The following is a 20404-nucleotide window of genomic DNA, read 5'->3' as shown; positions in this document are numbered from 1 at the left end:
ATTATGGGAAGAAACAAACTTTGGTCAGTTGGGCTATTTCTACTATTAGCTCTAACAGCAATTCTAGCAGCATGTAGTAACAATGAAGAAACGACAGAACCAGCAAAAACAGAAACATCAGGTAAAGCAACAGAAGAAACAACAAATGAATCAGTTCCTCAAGTTTTGGTATTTGGTCGTGGTGGTGATTCAGTATCACTTGATCCTGCGATCGTTACAGATGGTGAGTCATTTAAGGTTACAGAAAATATCTTTGAGACACTACTTGAATTCGGTGAACAAGATACAACTATTCAACCTAGTTTAGCGAAGGAATGGGAAGTAAGCGATGATGGCTTAACATATACATTCCATTTACAAGAAGGTGTAAAATTCCACGATGGAACAGATTTTAACGCTGAAGCTGTAGTGAAAAACATTGAACGTTGGAAAGCAGGTACTGAAGAACAATTCTATTATTTCAATTCCATGTTTAAAGCTGAAGGAGAAGACATCATTAAAACTGTTACAGCTGTAGATGAAAATACAGTTGTATTTGAATTATCTCGACCACAAGCGCCATTCTTAAAAAATCTTGCAATGAGTCCATTTGGGATTGCATCACCAACAGCATTTGAATCTGCAGGTGATAAATTTGGTGACAATCCAGTTGGTACAGGTCCATTTGTCTTTGTAGAGTGGAAACGTAATGATTCTATCACTGTAAAGAAAAATGAAAACTATTGGAAAGAAGGACTTCCAAAATTAGATACAATTATTTTCCGTGCAATACCAGATAACTCTGCACGTTTAAATGCATTAGTGACAGGTGAAATCGATTTAGCGGATGGTATCAATCCTTCTGATGCTGCATCAATTGAATCGAATCCAGAACTTAAGCTAATTGAACGTCCATCCATGAATATTGGGTACTTAGGTTTAACAAATACACGTAAACCTTTTGATAACAAATTAGTGCGTCAAGCAGTAAACTATGCGATCGATAAACAAGCGATTGTGGACGCATTCTTTGAAGGTCGCGCTGAAGTTGCGGTCAACCCAATGCCTCCATCAATTAGTGGATACAATGATGAGATTGTAGGATATGAATACAATCCTGAAAAAGCGAAGGAATTACTAGCGGAAGCTGGCTATGATGGTGCAGAAATTGAACTTTGGGCAATGCCTGTTCCACGTCCATATATGCCAGATGGACAAAAGGTAGCTGAAGCAATTCAGAAGAATTTAGCGGATGTTGGTATCCCGTCTAAAATTGTTACATTTGAGTGGGCAACATATTTAGATAAAGCGAAAGATGGAGAAGCGGATGCATTCTTACTAGGATGGACTGGTGATAACGGGGATGCGGATAACTTCTTATACACTTTATTAGATGCAGACAACATTGGAAGTAACAACTATGCTTACTATTCAAGTGATGCTGCTCACAAATTATTAATCGCAGCTCAATCAGAAGTTGATGAAGAAAAACGTATTCAGTTATATAAAGAAGCGCAAGCAATTATTCACGAAGATGCGCCATGGGTACCATTAGCGCACTCAATCCCATTACTTGCAGGGAAAAAAGGTGTAACGAACTATTTACCACACCCAACAGGATCAGAAAGCTTAGTGAATGTGTCAATTCAATAATGAGATAGCCTAAATAAGGGGGAGGTGCTGTGCCTCTCCTTTATTTTTAAACTTAATATAGAATGACATTGGTTCGAAGTGATTTTTGTAAGGCGAATGAAGGACAAATCAACAAGGAAAATCGGCAGAAATGGTCTTCATAAAGCCGATGAAGGACAAAACCGAGTGAAAAATCGGCAGAAATGGTCTTCATAAGGCGGATGAAGGACAAATCAGCAAGAAAATCTGATCAAAGTGGTCTTCATAAGGCGGATGAAGGACAAAACAGCACGAAAATCTGATCAAAATGGTATTCATAAGGCGAATGAAGGACAAAACCGAGTGAAAAATCGGCAGAAACAGTCTTCATAAAGCCGATGAAGGACAAAACAGCACGAAAATCTGGTGCAAATGGCCTTCATGAGCCCGATGAAGGACAAATCAGCAAGAAAAATCGGCAGAAATGGTCTTCATAAAGCCGATGAAGGACAAAATCACATGAAAACCCTGTCCAAATAGTCTTCATATCGTAAATAAACGAATCAAAACCGGCTTAATGAGCTCCAAATCTATGAAAACTAAATTTTGCTACTCTATCGAAAGAGGTGAAGTTATGTTCAACTACATAGGAAAGCGAATATTGCATTTAATTCCTGTGTTATTAGGAATGACTTTTATCGTATTTTTAATCATTCGAGCGATTCCAGGTGATCCAGCACAAGTAATTTTAGGACAGCAAGCTACTGCAGAAGCAATGGCTGCATTACGGGAAAAGTTAGGACTTAATCAGCCGTGGTATATTCAATACTTTGATTATTTAAAAGGACTATTTACTGGTGATTTAGGTGAGTCATTACGTACAAGACAGCCTATTACAACTGAGATTTGGCCGTATTTAGCTGCAACATTTGAATTAGCATTATTTGCAATGATATTAGCAGTAATTATTGGCATGAATGCCGGCATTATTTCTGCTTGGTTCCAAAACTCTTGGTTTGATTATATTGCTATGGTAATAGCGTTAATCGGTGTATCGATGCCAATCTTCTGGCTTGGTTTAATGGAGCAATGGGCATTTAGTATAAATCTAGGATGGTTTCCTACATCTGGGCGAGAAGAAGTGAGGGACCCTGTCGCAGCCATAACCCATTTCTATTTAATTGATACGCTACTACAAGGTCGGTTTGATCAGTTCCTTGTAACAATCAAACATTTAGTTTTACCAGGCTTAGCCCTTGCCACTATTCCAATGGCAATTATTGCACGAATGACACGTTCATCAATGCTTGAGGTTATGCGTTCTGATTATATTCGAACTGCGCGGGCGAAAGGTCAAAAGATGGCAGTGGTAATTTATAAACATGCATTAAAAAATGCTCTCATTCCGATTTTAACAGTAATTGGACTACAAACAGGTTTGTTACTTGGAGGAGCAATTTTAACCGAAACGATTTTTAGTTGGCCAGGTATTGGACGCTATATATATGAAGCAATTGGCTATCGTGATTATACGGTTATCCAATCAGGGATATTAGTTGTTGCCTTTATGTTTGTCATGATTAATTTAATCGTTGATATCTTATATACAGTAATTGATAAGAGAATTAAATATAACTAAAAGGAGGAGAAAAATAGAGATGGTTTCAAATTCAATGGAAATGAAAGCAGTAGAAGAAAAGGCAGTGGGACCATGGAAAGAAGCATGGCGAAGCTTGAAAAAAAGTAAAGCTGCTCTTGTTGGAACAGTAATCGTACTATTTTTTATTCTTTTAGCTCTATTTGGTCCTCTTTTTGCACCACAAGGTATAAACGATCAAAATTTAAGTGTACGTCTACTTCCTCCATCCGGGGAGTTTTGGTTTGGTACCGATGATTTTGGAAGGGATATTTTTTCTCGAATTGTTCATGGGGCCAGAATTTCATTAGCTGTAGGATTTTTATCCGTTGTGATGTCAGCAGTTGTAGGGAGTTTTTTAGGGATTATTGCAGGCTATTATGGTCGTATTTTAGATACTATCATTTCTCGGCTATTTGATATAATGCTAGCGTTTCCTAGTATCTTATTAGCCATTGCAATTGTCTCTATTTTAGGGCCATCTTTACAAAATGCTTTAATTGCTATTGCGATTATTAACATTCCGAATTTTGGTCGTTTAATCCGTTCAAAAGTATTAAGTGTAAAGGAAGAAGAATATATAGTTGCGGCTAAAGCAATAGGTATGAAAGATTCAAGGATATTACTACGACACATATTACCAAATTCCTTTTCACCAATTATTGTGCAGGGAACATTAGCAATTGCTACTGCCATTATTGAGGCGGCTGCTTTAAGTTTCTTAGGACTTGGCGCAGTTGCACCTCAACCAGAGTGGGGGAAGATGCTTTCAGATGCGCGGGTACACCTAATGACAGCACCTTGGACTATGGTTTTCCCAGGTTTAGCGATTATGCTCACAGTTCTTGGATTTAACTTGATGGGTGATGGGTTACGAGATGCGTTAGACCCGAAGATGAAAAATTAGCATAAAAGGTGAGCTACTAAAAGCTCACCTTTTACTATTTCCTCGGAAACTAATTTTTAATAAGGAAATAAATCTGAAGATAAATAACGTTCACCAGTATCTGGTGCTAGACATAGTACGCGGGCTGTTGGTGGGAGTTTTTTTGCTTTTTGAATCGCAAAGTATGCAGAAGCTGCACCTGATGCACCAACTAAAATCCCTTCTTGTGCAGCAAGTTGTCTTGCTGTTGTTTCCGCATCTTCATCTTGAATATGAAGAATTTCATCGAACACATTAGGATTTAAAATTTTTGGAATGAATCCTGGGCCAGTCCCTGGAATTTTATGTGGTCCTGGGCTACCACCAGCTAATACAGGTGATCCAGCAGGTTCTACCACATAAATTTTTAAATTCGGCAATGCTTTCTTTAATTCTTCACCAGTTCCTGTTACAGTACCGCCAGTTCCAGCTGTTAGCACTAGCGCATCTAGTTGATGATCAAAGGCTTTTAATATTTCAACAGCCGTTGTATGGCGATGCGCATCAGCATTTGCTGGATTATCAAACTGTAATGGAATATAACTATTTGGGATATCCGCTGCAATGCGAATCGCTTCATCGATGGAACCTTGCATACGTAAAGCTGCAGGTGTAAGGTGAACTTCTGCACCATATGCTTTCATAAGTAGTACGCGTTCTTTCGTAGCGTTATCTGGCATTGTGATGATGCAACGATAACCTTTTACTGCACAAACCATTGCAAGTCCAATCCCTGTGTTTCCTGAAGTCGGTTCAATTACAGTACTTACTCCTGGAGTTAACTTGCCTTCTTTTTCTGCTTGCTCAATCATATTTAATGCTGCGCGGTCCTTTACGCTTCCACCAGGATTAAATGATTCAAGTTTCATAAAAACTTGTGCGCCGTCTGTAGCAGGTAATTTATTTAATTTCACGATTGGAGTATCTCCAACTAATTCTAAAATAGAATTATGCAATTTCATGTAGACACCTTCTTTAAAAATTTACAAAAAGCTAGGCTAATTAACCTAGCTTTTAAAACAGTATAAAAAATTTCTATCAAATAATCTAAGAAAATTGATTATTATTTTAAAGCTTCTTCTAAATAAGAAAGATTTACTAATCCATCAATGTTGTCAGAAGTAATGTAACCAGCTTCTTTAGAGATAGTAGCCATTTCTTTTAAAACATCTTCGTTTACATCTGTTGTTGGAGTTAAACGAGCAAATGCTTTTGTAACTTCATCTTTTGAAAGTTCTTTACCTGTAATTTCTTTTACATGGTCAAGGAATAATTGAATTGCTTCTTCTGGGTTTTCATTGATAAAGTCGATTGCTTGTTTATGAGCTTTTAATGCCTTTTTCGTTAACTCTGGATTGTTAGATGTGAATTCTTTTCTAGCAGCTACAACAGTATTAGTAGATTCACTACCCCAAGCAAATTGTGTTTCATCTAATAATAATTTTGCGTTTGCATTAGTTTCGATGTTTACGCCCCAAGGTTCTTGAGTTGCTGCAGCATCGATTTCACCTTTTAACATTAAAGCAGCTGTGTCAGCAGGAGCTTGTTTAATTGTGTTAACATCGCCACCGCTTGATTTTACTTTTAAACCAGCATCTTGTAATGATTTCATTAAACCAACATCTTGAGTACTACCGAAAGTTGGAACAGCAACTGTTTTACCAGCTAAATCTTCAACACTGTTAATTCCTGAATCTGCACCTACAACAAGTACAGCACCAGCATTTACAGCACCAGCGATAATTTCGTGTTGAGGGTTTTTAACAAAAGTATTTAATGCAGGTGTAGGACCTACTGTACCTAAATCAATTGCATTTGTTGACATTGCTTCCATGAATGCAGAACCGTCACTAAAAGTCTTTGTTGAAATTGTAACATTTTCACCGAATTGTTCTTGATAGAAACCTTTTTCAAGTCCAACGATTGTAGCGATATGTGTCATATTTGGGAAGTAACCAATACGTACTTCTGTTGCTGCATCTTTTTCTTCAGTAGATCCAGATTCTTTTTCACTATTACCACATGCAGCAAGTACACCAATTACAAGGGTTAATAGTGCTAGTAATAAAAATTTGTTCTTTTTCATTTTGTCATCTCCTAACGGTTTGATTGAATGCCGTATTTTCTAAATACATAGCGTTCAAGTTTTACAAAAATAAAGTTATCAATTAAGGAGCCAATTACTCCAATAATGATCATAATACTAAAGATTAAATCCATCGCTTGGATGGAGCGTCCTAAGTCAAGTAGTGTACCAAGACCACCGCTACCACCTAGTAATTCCCCTGCTAGCACAGCACGCCAAGCAAGTGCCCATGCTAAACGAAGTCCTGCGATAAGCTGAGGTACTGTTGCTTTGAAAATAACAGTACGGAAAAGATGGAACCCCGATGACCCCATCGTTTTTGCAACACGAATGAGTAGGGGATTAACACTTTTAAAAGCGGTACTAGACGTTATGGTAATGGAAAGAGCCGCCCCTAAAATAACGATAAAGATTACAGATCCAACTCCAAGACCAAACCAAAGAATGGCTAGTGGCATCCAAACGATATTTGGAATGGCTTGTAATGTAGTGACGAAAAATCCTATTGTATCGTCAATAATTTTGTATTTATATATTAAGAAGCCAAGTACCAATCCAATAATGACTGCAATTACAAAACCTACTAGCAATCGAACAATGGATGAACCAGTTGCTTCTAATAATTGCCCACTAATTAGTCCATTTATTAGTGTTTTTATTACAGTAACGCCACCTGGGTCATTTGGAATGATGAATGGTGGCCACATGAAAGCTGGGAATACTTCGAATTTAGATATCGCTTCCCAAATTATTATGAGGATCATCACGAAGGCGATCCTTCTCAAGAGCGTAGTCACTACCTAATTCCTCCTTCAGCACTTTTTCCATTTCTTGTTCAAGTTCTGTTAATATACGATTCTCTAAATGTATTAAAATGCTATCGGACGAATTTCGAGGTCTCGATGCTTGAACAGGGAAGATATTTTTAATACCACCTGGTCGAGTTTTCATTAATACAATACGGTCTGATAATACAACAGCTTCTCGAATGTTATGTGTTACGAAGATAATTGTTTTACCTGTTTCATGCCACAGTTTTTCGAGTTCCTTATGTAATACCATTCGTGTTTGTTCATCTAATGCTGCAAATGGTTCATCCATTAAAAGAATTTCTGGATCCATTACAAGTGCACGTGCAATTGCGACACGTTGTTTCATACCACCAGATAATTCGTGTGGCATGGAATGAGCAAATTTACCAAGATGTACTTTCTGTAACCAAGACATTGCTTGTTTTTTTGCCTCTTCTTTTGGTACCTTTTTTATAAGCAGTCCATACATTACATTTTCGAGAACCGTCATCCAAGGAAATAAACCAGATTCCTGAAATACAACAATTCGATCATTTCCGGGACCTTTAATTTCTTTATTGTTAACAAGTAAAGTACCGGAAGTTTCTTTTTCAAGTCCTGCAATTATATTTAAAAGTGTTGACTTCCCACATCCTGAAGGTCCTAATAAGGAAACAAATTCACCTTTTTTTATCGTTAATGTAACATCATCTAATGCAATCGTTGAATTGTGTTCTTTACTCTCGAACTTTTTATGTACATTTTTTAGGGTAATATGATCAGCTGACAAATGAACTCCCTTCTTTCTTATAAAACTTATTAAATTACTATGTTTTTATGCTATTACTATAATAGTCGTTAGAAAATATACTTTCTGTCACCTTTGTTACAATTTTCGAATACTTTTGTATAATAATTAATGAAGGGGGATGTTAATGGAATTTAGAGCGTCAATTGAACAATATGGAAAAATAGTTCACTTTTCAAAAGGACAGAGGATTTATCAGGCTGGAGAAGAAGTGAAAAATGTGTACTACATAATGGAAGGTTTAGTAAAGTTAGCTGATGACGCAAAAGATGGTCAAACGGTAACGATAGCGCTACTTTATCCCGGAAATTTATTTGGATTTCTCGAAAGATTTAATGGGGAAATAGAGTATAGTCGTTATTCTGTAGCTTTAACGAATACAAAATTAGTTGCGATTCCAATCGAGGTGCTTTTACAACAAAGCGGAAATTCGATTATCGAACAAAGTTTAGTTCTTACACTAATAAAACAATTATCAGAAGCCCATGAATTAATTTTTGTGCATTCAAAAATGACTGTAGAAGAAAGATTGAGATGGTTATTGAAAAAGTTGGCAAAAGACGTAAATGGTGTTTTAACCGTGGATATTCCACTAACCCATGAGGAAATCTCGTTTATGCTTGGCTGTAGCCGTCAAAAAATTACAATGTACTTGAACAAATGGAAAAAGGAAGGCAGAATCCAATATGAACGAGGGAATATTCAATTACTTCATATTGATCAGCCTGTATAAAATGGAAAGAGGACTCCCCTAGATTTTGGGAAGCCCTCTTTTTCTTTAGTAGTATCCTTCTTCAAGGTCAGAATTTTTTTCATTTCCGTGATAACTACGATAAGAAACAATCAACGTATCTAAATGTTCTAGGTTTTCTTCATAATCTAGAAGCCTCGAGAAAATGTAAAACAAGTGATAACTTGAAAATTCCTCTTCGCCTTCGCGGTCTTGTTCATAAGCAATTTGGTGGATTAATTGATCCATTACTTCTGCATGCTTATTATCTTCTTCCACTACCCACTTGGAATGTTCAGGCTTAAGCTTACCAGTAAATTTTAATAACAGTTGTTCATGGAATGTTAGGAGAAAATCTAATCGTTCTTGAACCATTGTTTTAAATTGAGGTGGTAAGTTTGAGATCTCGTTCTCATGTTTGTGTAAGCGATGAAGTAATTCCAAGCTTTTCTTAGTTGTTGTTATCATTTGACGATAAATTACGAGTTTTCTTGCTTGAGCATAACGCTTTTTCTTTGTATAGTGACGTTCTTCTTTATAAAAGTCATACATATTCCGAACATCCGTAAGGCGACTATCAAATTTAGATAGTGCAACTTTAGTTGATGTATGTTCAGATGCTTGTCTTGCAGCTAGTCGAGTCCACCGAATGATATCGTCTTGCAGAGAGTCAATCATTTTAAAGAGTTTAATCTCATATTTTGGCGGAATAAACACTAGATTCACGATAAATGCTGCAAATACACCTACCATTACGGTTACAAAGCGGATAGTACCAAACTCTAAAAAATCGTTTCCTTCATATACCATTATGGCAACGAGCGTAACGAGAGCCAGGGACATAGAATTATCCAAGTTAAATTTACGCATTAATGCAATTACAATAATTGCTGCGATACCAATTGCTACAATGTGATGACCAAACGATAAACCGAATATAACAGCAATTGTAGCTCCAATAAAATTACCTTGTATTTGCTCTACAATAGATAAGTAAGATCTATAAATAGATGGTTGAATGGCAAAAATTGCTGCAATACCGGCGAATACAGGTGAAGGTAATTTAAAAAATTCTGCCAGAAAAAGCGCAATAACAATTGCGACTCCTGTTTTTAATACGCGGGCACCTACTTGCATTAAAAAGTTCGCCCTCTCTTTCACATTCGAATATTAGAAATTACAACTTTACCCAATTTTATCAAGTTAGTCAACATTTCATCTAGTTCTTTAATTGAGAAAAGGCATAATCAACTGCAGCAATTGTTTCCACAATATCTTCTTCTTTATGTTCTGTTGTTAAGAACCAAGCTTCATATTTAGAAGGAGCTAAATTCACACCTTTTTCTAACATTAATTTAAAGAAGCGACCAAACATTTCACCATCTGAGTTTTCAGCTTGCTCATAGTTTTCTACTTTTTCGTTAGTGAAGTAAACTGTAAGCGCCCCTTTTAAACGGTTCACAGTAATCGTTACACCATGTTTTTCAGCAGCTTCTAAAATACCTTTTTCTAAAATGCCACCTAAGCGATCCATTTCTTCATAAACACCTGGTTGTTTTAACACTTCTAGGCACGCAATACCAGCTAACATGGAAGCTGGGTTACCAGCCATTGTTCCTGCTTGATATGCAGGGCCTAATGGAGCTACTGTTTCCATAATTTCTTTACGTCCACCATAAGCACCAATTGGTAAACCGCCGCCGATGATTTTACCCATTGCAGTTAAGTCAGGTGTTAAACCTAGTAAGTCTTGTGCAGCACCATAGTGGAAACGGAATGCTGTGATAACTTCATCATGAATTGTAAGTGCGCCTTTTTCTTTAGCTACTTCGTGTACATATTCAAGGAAGCCAGGGTTTGGTTGTACGATACCGAAGTTACCTACGATTGGCTCGATTAAGATGGCAGCCACTTCATCTCCCCATTTATCAATAGCAAGTTGGAATTGTTCTTTATTATTGAAAGGTACTGTAATAACTTCAGTTGCTACATTGACAGGTACCCCTGCTGAATCGGGAGAACCAAGTGTTGCTGGGCCAGAACCTGCTGCAACTAAAACTTGGTCAAAGTGTCCGTGGTAACAGCCAGCAAATTTAATAATTTTTGTACGACCTGTATAAGCACGAGCTACACGTACAGTTGTCATAACCGCTTCCGTACCAGAGTTAGTAAAACGTACTTTATCTAATGAAGGAATTGCTTCTTTTAACATTTTTGCAAATTTCACTTCATGTTCTGTTGGTGTTCCAAAAAGGACACCTGTTTCTGCAGCATGAGCAATCGCTTTTGCAATATGTGGGTGACCAAAACCAGTGATAATTGGTCCGTATGCTGCTAAATAGTCGATGTAACGATTTCCGTCCACATCACAAAAATAAGGTCCTTTTCCTTTTGCCATTACAACTGGAGCACCGCCGCCAACCGCTTTATAAGAACGTGATGGACTATTCACCCCACCTACGATATGTTCTAATGCTTCGTTATATACTTCTTGTGATTTTGAATGATTCATTTGTATCCTCCTAAATTTATTCACATCTATTGTAGACCTATTTTTCCATGAACGCCAAAGAATTTGAAACTAAACTCTCTGTTATGTAGGATATTGAAAAGGGAGGAATTGCTATGACGTTAGAAAATCAAAAAGCTCCAGACTTTACTTTATTGAATGAAATGGAAAATCAAATAAGTTTAAGTAACTATCGAGGGAAAAAAGTTGTGCTTTATTTTTATCCAAAAGATATGACTCCTGGTTGTACTACGGAAGCTTGTGATTTCCGTGATAAACATGAAGAATTCTCAGGATTAAATGCAGTAATACTAGGAATTAGTGGAGATACAGCGGCAAAACATACAAAGTTTATTGAAAAATATGGACTACCATTTTCTTTATTGGTGGATGAGGATCATAGTGTTGCAGAAAAATATGGTGTATGGGTCTTAAAGAAAATGTATGGGAAAGAATTTATGGGGATTGAACGTTCCACTTTTTTAATTAATGAAGAGGGAATTGTTGAAAAAGAGTGGCGTAAGGTAAAAGTGAAAAATCATATTGAAGAGGTATTGTCGTATTTACGTGAAGGAGAAAATGAATAATGCTAGTTTATTTTACATTTGATTCGCGACCAGACTTACAACAACAGCTACTCGATCAGTTTCCTCAAGTAACTTTCGTTTTCCATAACGAAATCGATAATAATGTATTAGCTCAAGCGGATGTAATCGTTACATATGGGGAAGATTTAACAGAAGACCATATTGATATTGCACAAAATCTAAAATGGATATTTGTTGCATCTGCTGGTGTAGAAATGATGCCCCATGAGAAAATCGCTGAGCGTGAAATATTAGTTTCAAATGTGCGCGGCATTCATAAGAAACCTATGGCAGAATCCGTATTAGCGCATATTTTATCTTTAAAAAGATCTTTATCTTATATTTATCAGAATCAGAAAAATCGGATTTGGAATAAAAGAGGCGGTAATCCAAGTGAACTAAATGGTAGTACGGCATTTATTATCGGTCCAGGGGCAATTGGGGCTGAACTTGGGCGTATCCTCCAAGCATTTCAAGTCAATACAATTGGATTTAATCGAAGTGGTCAATCTGCGCCTTATATGAATGAAACCTATCAGATTGCTGAGCTAAAAAATTATTTACCCAAAGCGGACATTGTGATTTCCATATTGCCAAGTACGAAAGAAACAAAGCACCTATTTCAATATGAGCATTTTCAATTAATGAAAGATAGTGCAATTTTTATGAACTTCGGTCGCGGAGACTTAGTAGAAACAGATTTATTAATTCGTGTTCTTGAGGAAAAGTTAATAGGTCATGCAGTGTTGGATGTCTTCGAGGAAGAACCACTTCCATCAAATAGTAAACTTTGGGACCTAGATAATATTACGATTTCCCCTCATTGCTCGAGTCACTCTACAAGATATTTAGAACGCAGCTTTGAAATTTTTGTCCCTAGTTTGGAAAAATGGTTGAAGGGTGAAACGGATTTAGAGAATAAAATGGACATATTAAGAGGGTACTGAGAATAGTTTAGAAGGATACTTGATTGAAAATTTATAAAAAATATCAATTTCTTATGAATATTTGATGAAAATGAACGTAAAGTATCAGTGTAAAGTAAGGAAATGTTGACTAGTACAAATATATTCGCTAAACTATTTATAACTATTATAAAGTAAGAATTCTTATGAAAAGAGGTGCATGGCGATGTCTGAACTGCATTTAAAAGATGCGCTCGACACGTTAAAGACAACAGGTGTAAGAATTACTCCGCAGCGTCATGCTATTTTGGAATATTTAATCGAATCAATGACTCATCCAACTGCTGATGAAATATATAAAGCATTGGAAGGAAAGTTCCCAAACATGAGTGTTGCTACGGTTTACAATAACTTACGTGTATTCCGTGAAGCTGGACTTGTAAAGGAACTAACTTATGGTGATGCAGCAAGCAGATTTGATTTCGTAACGAATGATCATTACCATATGATCTGTCAAGGCTGTGGTAAGATTGTTGATTTCCATTATCCAGGCTTAAACGAAGTGGAGCAATTTGCATCACATGTAACAGGCTTCAAAGTACATTCACATCGTCTTGAAGTATATGGTACATGCCAAGAATGTCTTGAAAGTGCTGGAAAACAAGTATTATAGTAGGGAAGACCTAGTGGCTCAGCTGCTAGGTTTTTTATTTGTAAAATTTATGGATACAAAAAAGGTCAGCTTCTTTATGAAGTGACCTTTTCAACAAGTTTTATTTTTTTGGATGATTATAGGCTTCATCAAACTCTTTACCTTCAAGGTTCGGATCAAGTGTTAACGGCTCATTACAATACATGCACATATCAACTCGTCCTAAAACTTTTGTATGTTTACCACAACTTGGACAAACAACTTGAACCGCTCGAGTCGAAAGCAATCCAATCCATCCATATACAACGGTACTTCCAATAATACAAAGTAACCCTAATGTTATAAAGATTAAAACCAATAATTGACTTTCTCGGAAGAAGATTGCCCCATACATAATTACAAATCCAATAAAGATTAATGCAAGAGCAAATGAACGAATTTTATTTATTTTATTTGAGTATTTCTTCTTTGCCATGTCTGTGCCTCCCAATCTACCCTCTACTATAACATAGAAAGTTTTAATTTGCGGATAGATTGTATAAACAAAATGTATAAAGTAATGTAACATTATTTAAGACAAAGAGTGACTAGTATTTTAGTAAAAAAGTAAAACGACTGAGAAGGAGAATCTCTAGTAGTGTCGAAATTAATTATGAATCGTAAGTTAGGAGGATTATTATGGAGCACATTTTGCGACCGATTTATCAAGAGCGTGCAAGTCAAGCCGAAACATTAGGTGTTATCCTTGTTACGAAATGTGAAGAAACAAAAAGTATTACAGATACATTTGATACCGTTCTACTAATAGTTGTAAAAGAAGCTGAACAACCGATTTTTACAAAACACTATTTACATGAAAATCAAAAAATGGCCATGCACGTTATAACAGAAACTGTTCTAAATAAATGGCTCTATATTGGTTCAAACAGACGTGTAGTAGATTGGATTTTCCATGGAAAAGTAATATTTGACCGAAATGAATACTTACATAATTTAAGATTAAAACTTCAAGAGTTCCCGTTCTTTGGACGCAAAATAAAAACAGGCATCCAGTTTTGTAAACTTATCCGCCGTTATTTTGAAGGAAAAGAATTTTTTAATAACGGAAATTATTTAGATTCATATAATCATGTAGTTGATTCACTTCATCATCTAGCAAGATTATCAGTAATTGACAATGGTCTTTATCCTGAAGTAACAGTTTGGTCGCAAGTGAAAAAGATTGAACCAGCCATCTATAAATTATACGAAGAATTAGTGATGAGCTCTGAAAGTCTTGAAAAGAGATTAGAACTACTATTTTTAGCAATTGAATTTTTAATTAATTCAAGAACTCATGACGGAGCACAGCATATTGTAGAAACAATGCTTTCAAAAGAAACGTGGACAATACAGGAACTACATAATCATCCAGAACTAACATACTACTCAATTGATTTAGAAGTGTTTGTTGAATATTTAATTGATAAAGGGTATATACTTGTTGATCCAACTATCGCAAAAAGTGAAATGGTCTTCCATCGCCATTATTCTGTAGATAAAGAGTTTGTAGAGCGGGAATACAGCGTAAGCATTGATAAATAGAAGTTTAAAGCCTTTTTCGGGTTGAAGAGTGATTCAACTCGAAAAAGTTTTTTGCATTTTAGTGTTGACATAAAAATTGTTAATGGTGTATTATTATCAACGTCGCTGCTTTAACGCGATATTAAATAGACAAGCTTTATAAAATAGAAAGCTGTTGACATTGATTATTTGAAATGATAATCTGCTTAAGTCGCTAAAATAAGTTTTAAAAACTTATTGACAGCTCAAATGTTAAAGTGTTATGATATAAGAGTTGTTGTAAAAAAAGCGACTGATATGAACTTTGAAAACTGAACAACAAAACGTTAATGAATATAGTTTCTCATTAAATTGAGGAACAAAATTTTGGACATCAATTTTGATGCCAGCAATTTTTTGAGCTTTATCAAATTCTTTTATGGAGAGTTTGATCCTGGCTCAGGACGAACGCTGGCGGCGTGCCTAATACATGCAAGTCGAGCGGACCTTTAGAAGCTTGCTTCTGAAGGTTAGCGGCGGACGGGTGAGTAACACGTGGGCAACCTGCCCTATAGTTGGGGATAACTCCGGGAAACCGGGGCTAATACCGAATAATTCATTTCATCACATGTTGAAATGATGAAAGATGGTTCTGCTATCGCTATAGGATGGGCCCGCGGCGCATTAGCTAGTTGGTGAGGTAACGGCTCACCAAGGCGACGATGCGTAGCCGACCTGAGAGGGTGATCGGCCACACTGGGACTGAGACACGGCCCAGACTCCTACGGGAGGCAGCAGTAGGGAATCTTCCACAATGGACGGAAGTCTGATGGAGCAACGCCGCGTGAGTGAAGAAGGTTTTCGGATCGTAAAACTCTGTTGTAAGGGAAGAACAAGTACAGTAGTAACTGGCTGTACCTTGACGGTACCTTATTAGAAAGCCACGGCTAACTACGTGCCAGCAGCCGCGGTAATACGTAGGTGGCAAGCGTTGTCCGGAATTATTGGGCGTAAAGCGCGCGCAGGCGGTCCTTTAAGTCTGATGTGAAAGCCCACGGCTCAACCGTGGAGGGTCATTGGAAACTGGAGGACTTGAGTGCAGAAGAGGAAAGTGGAATTCCAAGTGTAGCGGTGAAATGCGTAGAGATTTGGAGGAACACCAGTGGCGAAGGCGACTTTCTGGTCTGTAACTGACGCTGAGGCGCGAAAGCGTGGGGAGCAAACAGGATTAGATACCCTGGTAGTCCACGCCGTAAACGATGAGTGCTAAGTGTTAGGGGGTTTCCGCCCCTTAGTGCTGCAGCTAACGCATTAAGCACTCCGCCTGGGGAGTACGGTCGCAAGACTGAAACTCAAAGGAATTGACGGGGGCCCGCACAAGCGGTGGAGCATGTGGTTTAATTCGAAGCAACGCGAAGAACCTTACCAGGTCTTGACATCCCATTGACCGCTATGGAGACATAGCTTTCCCTTCGGGGACAGTGGTGACAGGTGGTGCATGGTTGTCGTCAGCTCGTGTCGTGAGATGTTGGGTTAAGTCCCGCAACGAGCGCAACCCTTGTTCTTAGTTGCCATCATTTAGTTGGGCACTCTAAGGAGACTGCCGGTGACAAACCGGAGGAAGGTGGGGATGACGTCAAATCATCATGCCCCTTATGACCTGGGCTACACACGTGCTACAATGGACGGTACAAACGGTTGCCAACCCGCGAGGGGGAGCTAATCCGATAAAACCGTTCTCAGTTCGGATTGTAGGCTGCAACTCGCCTACATGAAGCCGGAATCGCTAGTAATCGCGGATCAGCATGCCGCGGTGAATACGTTCCCGGGCCTTGTACACACCGCCCGTCACACCACGAGAGTTTGTAACACCCGAAGTCGGTGAGGTAACCTTTTGGAGCCAGCCGCCGAAGGTGGGACAGATGATTGGGGTGAAGTCGTAACAAGGTAGCCGTATCGGAAGGTGCGGCTGGATCACCTCCTTTCTAAGGATATTAACGGAATATAAGCCTAGAGCTTATACCATTAACGTTTTGTGTTCAGTTTTGAAGGTTCATTAGGAAAGCGGAAAACACCGCTTAGCTGAACCGGATACTGGAAGTCTTGAGTAGAAATGCTTGCATTTCGCACGAAAGACTGAAGTAGACGCGTCAGCTGGTGTTTGGAGCTAGACATATATAACTTCAAAAGGGGCCTATAGCTCAGCTGGTTAGAGCGCACGCCTGATAAGCGTGAGGTCGATGGTTCAAGTCCATTTAGGCCCACCATATATACCCTTTTGGGGCCTTAGCTCAGCTGGGAGAGCGCCTGCCTTGCACGCAGGAGGTCAGCGGTTCGATCCCGCTAGGCTCCACCAAACTCGTTCTTTGAAAACTGGATAAAACGACATTGATAGCAACAAACAAAATTCAAGTAATTTATTGTAAGTTCTTAAAATCTTCTCTGTTTGAGAAGTGTAACTAACTTTTAGGTTAAGTTATTAAGGGCGCACGGTGAATGCCTTGGCACTAGGAGCCGATGAAGGACGGTACTAACACCGATATGCTTCGGGGAGCTGTAAGTAAGCTTTGATCCGGAGATTTCCGAATGGGGGAACCCACTGCTCGTAATGGAGCAGTATCTTGACGTGAATTCATAGCGTCATGATGGCACACCCAGGGAACTGAAACATCTAAGTACCTGGAGGAAGAGAAAGAAAATATTCGATTCCCTGAGTAGCGGCGAGCGAAACGGGAATAGCCCAAACCAAGAGGCTTGCCTCTTGGGGTTGTAGGACACTCTATATGGAGTTACAAAAGAATGGATTAGGCGAAGCGATTTGGAAAGATCCGCCATAGAAGGTAAAAGCCCTGTAATCGAAAGTCCATTCTCTCTTGAGTGTATCCTGAGTACGGCGGAACACGTGAAATTCCGTCGGAATCCGGGAGGACCATCTCCCAAGGCTAAATACTCCCTAGTGACCGATAGTGAACCAGTACCGTGAGGGAAAGGTGAAAAGCACCCCGGGAGGGGAGTGAAATAGAACCTGAAACCGTGTGCCTACAAGTAGTTAGAGCCCGTTAATGGGTGATAGCGTGCCTTTTGTAGAATGAACCGGCGAGTTACGATTACGTGCAAGGTTAAGTTGAGAAGACGGAGCCGCAGCGAAAGCGAGTCTGAATAGGGCGAAAGAGTACGTGGTCGTAGACCCGAAACCAGGTGATCTACCCATGTCCAGGGTGAAGGTGAGGTAACACTCACTGGAGGCCCGAACCCACGCACGTTGAAAAGTGCGGGGATGAGGTGTGGGTAGCGGAGAAATTCCAATCGAACTTGGAGATAGCTGGTTCTCTCCGAAATAGCTTTAGGGCTAGCCTCGTGATGAGAATACTGGAGGTAGAGCACTGTTTGGACTAGGGGGGCATCTCGCTTTACCGAATTCAGACAAACTCCGAATGCCAGATATTTATACACGGGAGTCAGACTGCGAGTGATAAGATCCGTAGTCAAAAGGGAAACAGCCCAGACCACCAGCTAAGGTCCCAAAGTAATCGTTAAGTGGAAAAGGATGTGGCGTTGCTTAGACAACCAGGATGTTGGCTTAGAAGCAGCCATCATTTAAAGAGTGCGTAATAGCTCACTGGTCGAGTGACGCTGCGCCGAAAATGTATCGGGGCTAAACGATTCACCGAAGCTGTGGATGTGCATCTAAGATGCACGTGGTAGGAGAGCGTTCTAAGGGCGTTGAAGTCAGACCGGAAGGACTGGTGGAGCGCTTAGAAGTGAGAATGCCGGTATGAGTAGCGAAAGATGGGTGAGAATCCCATCCACCGTATGACTAAGGTTTCCTGAGGAAGGCTCGTCCGCTCAGGGTTAGTCGGGACCTAAGTCGAGGCCGACAGGCGTAGACGATGGACAACAGGTTGATATTCCTGTACCACCTCCCCGCCGTTTGAGTAATGGGGGGACGCAGTAGGATAGGGTAAGCGTGCGATTGGTTGTGCACGCCCAAGCAGTAAGGCGTGGAAGTAGGCAAATCCGCTTCCTGTAACGTTGAGCTGTAATGGGGAGCTCTTTAAGAGCGAAGTACCTGATTTCACACTGCCAAGAAAAGCCTCTAGCGAGGCGGGAGGTGCCCGTACCGCAAACCGACACAGGTAGTCGAGGAGAGAATCCTAAGGTGTGCGAGAGAACTCTCGTTAAGGAACTCGGCAAAATGACCCCGTAACTTCGGGAGAAGGGGTGCTCTCGAAAGAGAGCCGCAGTGAATAGGCCCAGGCGACTGTTTAGCAAAAACACAGGTCTCTGCAAAACCGTAAGGTGACGTATAGGGGCTGACGCCTGCCCGGTGCTGGAAGGTTAAGAGGAGGGGTTAGCGTAAGCGAAGCTCTGAATTGAAGCCCCAGTAAACGGCGGCCGTAACTATAACGGTCCTAAGGTAGCGAAATTCCTTGTCGGGTAAGTTCCGACCCGCACGAAAGGCGTAACGATCTGGGCACTGTCTCAACGAGAGACTCGGTGAAATTATAGTACCTGTGAAGATGCAGGTTACCCGCGACAGGACGGAAAGACCCCGTGGAGCTTTACTGTAGCCTGATATTGAATTTTGGCACAACTTGTACAGGATAGGTAGGAGCCAGAGAACTCGGAGCGCCAGCTTCGAGGGAGGCGTCGGTGGGATACTACCCTGGTTGTGTTGAAATTCTAACCCGTACCCCTTATCGGGGTAGGAGACAGTGTCAGGTGGACAGTTTGACTGGGGCGGTCGCCTCCTAAAAGGTAACGGAGGCGCCCAAAGGTTCCCTCAGAATGGTTGGAAATCATTCGTAGAGTGTAAAGGCACAAGGGAGCTTGACTGCGAGACCTACAAGTCGAGCAGGGTCGAAAGACGGGCTTAGTGATCCGGTGGTTCCGCATGGAAGGGCCATCGCTCAACGGATAAAAGCTACCCCGGGGATAACAGGCTTATCTCCCCCAAGAGTCCACATCGACGGGGAGGTTTGGCACCTCGATGTCGGCTCATCGCATCCTGGGGCTGTAGTCGGTCCCAAGGGTTGGGCTGTTCGCCCATTAAAGCGGTACGCGAGCTGGGTTCAGAACGTCGTGAGACAGTTCGGTCCCTATCCGTCGTGGGCGTAGGAAATTTGAGAGGAGCTGTCCTTAGTACGAGAGGACCGGGATGGACATACCGCTGGTGTACCAGTTGTCTTGCCAAAGGCATCGCTGGGTAGCTATGTATGGACGGGATAAGTGCTGAAAGCATCTAAGCATGAAGCCCCCCTCAAGATGAGATTTCCCATTACGTAAGTAAGTAAGATCCCTCAAAGACGATGAGGTAGATAGGTTCGAGGTGGAAGTGTGGCGACACATGGAGCTGACGAATACTAATCGATCGAGGACTTAACCACTAACTTGAATGGTCGTTAGTCAATGTCTTTATCCAGTTTTGAGAGAATAAGTAAATTAATCCGAAAAAAGTATAAAAAGTACTTGATATATTTGTGGATTATGATATAATAATACTTGTCTTTCGATAATAGTTTAAATGCTGTTTGCAAGAAGATTATAAATTAAAATACAATTATTCCGAAGTAGCTCAGTGGTAGAGCAACCGGCTGTTAACCGGTTGGTCGTAGGTTCGAGTCCTACCTTCGGAGCCATCTT

Annotated in this window: 15 protein-coding genes, 3 tRNA genes and 2 rRNA genes; 13 read left to right on the top strand and 7 right to left on the bottom strand. The window is 39.8% G+C overall.

What is annotated here, in order from left to right; genetic code table 11:
* Positions 1–3 precede the first annotated feature (3 nt).
* The 3 genes from NKR20_RS14815 (at position 4) to NKR20_RS14805 (ending at position 4133) form a co-directional block, all read left to right on the top strand.
* The gene (locus NKR20_RS14815) at positions 4–1632 is read left to right on the top strand and encodes an ABC transporter substrate-binding protein (protein ID WP_253427242.1); all 1629 of its coding nucleotides are present in this window, start codon (positions 4–6) and stop codon (positions 1630–1632) included.
* Between the two features lie 592 nt (positions 1633–2224).
* Positions 2225–3229 carry an ABC transporter permease gene (locus tag NKR20_RS14810; RefSeq protein ID WP_121215742.1) on the top strand — a complete coding sequence of 335 codons (1005 nt, stop codon included), beginning with the start codon at positions 2225–2227 and terminating at the stop codon, positions 3227–3229.
* A 19-nt stretch (positions 3230–3248) separates the two neighbouring features.
* Positions 3249–4133 carry an ABC transporter permease gene (locus NKR20_RS14805; protein WP_253427240.1) on the top strand — a complete coding sequence of 295 codons (885 nt, stop codon included), beginning with the start codon at positions 3249–3251 and terminating at the stop codon, positions 4131–4133.
* A 56-nt stretch (positions 4134–4189) separates the two neighbouring features.
* On the opposite strand, the gene cysK is transcribed toward NKR20_RS14805, so the two are convergent.
* The 4 genes from cysK to NKR20_RS14785 all read right to left on the bottom strand — a co-directional run bounded on the left by cysK (position 4190) and on the right by NKR20_RS14785 (position 7818).
* On the bottom strand, positions 4190–5113 hold the full coding sequence (cysK, locus tag NKR20_RS14800) for a cysteine synthase A (protein ID WP_253427238.1): 924 nt from the start codon (positions 5111–5113) through the stop codon (positions 4190–4192).
* Between the two features lie 101 nt (positions 5114–5214).
* Complete coding sequence (locus tag NKR20_RS14795; protein WP_253427237.1) at positions 5215–6237, bottom strand: aliphatic sulfonate ABC transporter substrate-binding protein; 1023 nt, start codon at positions 6235–6237, stop codon at positions 5215–5217.
* 11 nt (positions 6238–6248) lie between these two features.
* Entirely contained in the window at positions 6249–7001 is a 753-nt protein-coding gene (locus NKR20_RS14790; protein ID WP_211330984.1) for an ABC transporter permease, read from the bottom strand.
* A complete protein-coding gene (locus NKR20_RS14785) occupies positions 6967–7818 on the bottom strand; it encodes an ABC transporter ATP-binding protein (RefSeq protein WP_253427235.1) in 852 nt (283 codons plus the stop codon). Before NKR20_RS14785 ends, NKR20_RS14790 begins: the two co-directional genes overlap by 35 nt.
* Before the next feature lie 145 nt (positions 7819–7963).
* Here NKR20_RS14785 and NKR20_RS14780 point away from each other — a divergent pair, with 145 nt between their 5' ends.
* Positions 7964–8569: a Crp/Fnr family transcriptional regulator gene (locus NKR20_RS14780; RefSeq protein ID WP_170148470.1), complete on the top strand. Its 606-nt coding sequence runs from the start codon at positions 7964–7966 to the stop codon at positions 8567–8569.
* 45 nt (positions 8570–8614) lie between these two features.
* Here NKR20_RS14780 and NKR20_RS14775 read toward each other — a convergent pair whose 3' ends face one another.
* Both NKR20_RS14775 and NKR20_RS14770 read right to left on the bottom strand, forming a co-directional pair.
* Positions 8615–9703 carry an FUSC family protein gene (locus NKR20_RS14775; protein ID WP_121215735.1) on the bottom strand — a complete coding sequence of 363 codons (1089 nt, stop codon included), beginning with the start codon at positions 9701–9703 and terminating at the stop codon, positions 8615–8617.
* Between the two features lie 82 nt (positions 9704–9785).
* Positions 9786–11078, bottom strand: coding sequence for a glutamate-1-semialdehyde 2,1-aminomutase (locus NKR20_RS14770; protein WP_301285938.1), 1293 nt, complete (start codon positions 11076–11078; stop codon positions 9786–9788).
* A 113-nt stretch (positions 11079–11191) separates the two neighbouring features.
* Here NKR20_RS14770 and bcp point away from each other — a divergent pair, with 113 nt between their 5' ends.
* The 3 genes from bcp (at position 11192) to perR (ending at position 13240) form a co-directional block, all read left to right on the top strand.
* The gene (gene bcp / locus NKR20_RS14765) at positions 11192–11662 is read left to right on the top strand and encodes a thioredoxin-dependent thiol peroxidase (RefSeq protein ID WP_253427233.1); all 471 of its coding nucleotides are present in this window, start codon (positions 11192–11194) and stop codon (positions 11660–11662) included.
* Positions 11662–12609, top strand: a complete 948-nt coding sequence (locus NKR20_RS14760; protein WP_253427231.1) for a D-2-hydroxyacid dehydrogenase — start codon at positions 11662–11664, stop codon at positions 12607–12609. The genes bcp and NKR20_RS14760 overlap by 1 nt, the downstream gene beginning before the upstream one ends.
* Positions 12610–12793: 184 nt before the next feature.
* A complete protein-coding gene (gene perR, locus NKR20_RS14755) occupies positions 12794–13240 on the top strand; it encodes a peroxide-responsive transcriptional repressor PerR (protein ID WP_097072680.1) in 447 nt (148 codons plus the stop codon).
* 100 nt (positions 13241–13340) lie between these two features.
* Here the strand turns inward: perR and NKR20_RS14750 are convergent, their stop codons facing one another.
* Positions 13341–13694: a YgzB family protein gene (locus NKR20_RS14750; protein WP_121215731.1), complete on the bottom strand. Its 354-nt coding sequence runs from the start codon at positions 13692–13694 to the stop codon at positions 13341–13343.
* Positions 13695–13897: 203 nt separating this feature from the next.
* On the opposite strand from NKR20_RS14750, the gene NKR20_RS14745 reads away from it, so the two are divergent.
* The 6 genes from NKR20_RS14745 to NKR20_RS14720 all read left to right on the top strand — a co-directional run bounded on the left by NKR20_RS14745 (position 13898) and on the right by NKR20_RS14720 (position 20400).
* Positions 13898–14803 carry a nucleotidyltransferase-like protein gene (locus NKR20_RS14745; RefSeq protein WP_121215730.1) on the top strand — a complete coding sequence of 302 codons (906 nt, stop codon included), beginning with the start codon at positions 13898–13900 and terminating at the stop codon, positions 14801–14803.
* Between the two features lie 394 nt (positions 14804–15197).
* Positions 15198–16746: ribosomal RNA gene (locus tag NKR20_RS14740) — 16S ribosomal RNA — on the top strand.
* 205 nt (positions 16747–16951) lie between these two features.
* A tRNA-Ile gene (locus NKR20_RS14735) sits at positions 16952–17028 on the top strand.
* A 13-nt stretch (positions 17029–17041) separates the two neighbouring features.
* Positions 17042–17117 (top strand) — tRNA-Ala (locus NKR20_RS14730).
* A 113-nt stretch (positions 17118–17230) separates the two neighbouring features.
* Positions 17231–20148: ribosomal RNA gene (locus NKR20_RS14725) — 23S ribosomal RNA — on the top strand.
* Together the 16S and 23S rRNA genes with 3 tRNA genes alongside form the textbook arrangement of a ribosomal RNA operon.
* A 177-nt stretch (positions 20149–20325) precedes the next feature.
* Positions 20326–20400: transfer RNA gene (locus NKR20_RS14720), tRNA-Asn, on the top strand.
* Positions 20401–20404 lie beyond the last annotated feature (4 nt).

Origin of the sequence: Ureibacillus endophyticus (assembly GCF_024159215.1) — a bacterium.
GTDB classification, from domain to species: Bacteria; Bacillota; Bacilli; order Bacillales_A; family Planococcaceae; genus Ureibacillus; species Ureibacillus endophyticus.
Note: the sequence above shows the minus strand (reverse complement) of the source record. Positions and strands in the feature narration are given on the sequence as shown.

Bases quoted from the DNA above. Each gene is read 5' to 3' on its own strand.
- NKR20_RS14790 (WP_211330984.1), bottom strand. From the start codon at position 7,001: ATGATCCTCATAATAATTTGGGAAGCGATATCTAAATTCGAAGTATTC.
- cysK (WP_253427238.1), bottom strand. From the start codon at position 5,113: ATGAAATTGCATAATTCTATTTTAGAATTAGTTGGAGATACTCCAATC.
- bcp (WP_253427233.1), top strand. From the start codon at position 11,192: ATGACGTTAGAAAATCAAAAAGCTCCAGACTTTACTTTATTGAATGAA.
- perR (WP_097072680.1), top strand. From the start codon at position 12,794: ATGTCTGAACTGCATTTAAAAGATGCGCTCGACACGTTAAAGACAACA.
- NKR20_RS14745 (WP_121215730.1), top strand. From the start codon at position 13,898: ATGGAGCACATTTTGCGACCGATTTATCAAGAGCGTGCAAGTCAAGCC.
- NKR20_RS14760 (WP_253427231.1), top strand. From the start codon at position 11,662: ATGCTAGTTTATTTTACATTTGATTCGCGACCAGACTTACAACAACAG.
- NKR20_RS14770 (WP_301285938.1), bottom strand. From the start codon at position 11,078: ATGAATCATTCAAAATCACAAGAAGTATATAACGAAGCATTAGAACAT.
- NKR20_RS14810 (WP_121215742.1), top strand. From the start codon at position 2,225: ATGTTCAACTACATAGGAAAGCGAATATTGCATTTAATTCCTGTGTTA.
- NKR20_RS14750 (WP_121215731.1), bottom strand. From the start codon at position 13,694: ATGGCAAAGAAGAAATACTCAAATAAAATAAATAAAATTCGTTCATTT.
- NKR20_RS14805 (WP_253427240.1), top strand. From the start codon at position 3,249: ATGGTTTCAAATTCAATGGAAATGAAAGCAGTAGAAGAAAAGGCAGTG.
- NKR20_RS14795 (WP_253427237.1), bottom strand. From the start codon at position 6,237: ATGAAAAAGAACAAATTTTTATTACTAGCACTATTAACCCTTGTAATT.
- NKR20_RS14780 (WP_170148470.1), top strand. From the start codon at position 7,964: ATGGAATTTAGAGCGTCAATTGAACAATATGGAAAAATAGTTCACTTT.
- NKR20_RS14775 (WP_121215735.1), bottom strand. From the start codon at position 9,703: ATGCAAGTAGGTGCCCGCGTATTAAAAACAGGAGTCGCAATTGTTATT.
- NKR20_RS14815 (WP_253427242.1), top strand. From the start codon at position 4: ATGGGAAGAAACAAACTTTGGTCAGTTGGGCTATTTCTACTATTAGCT.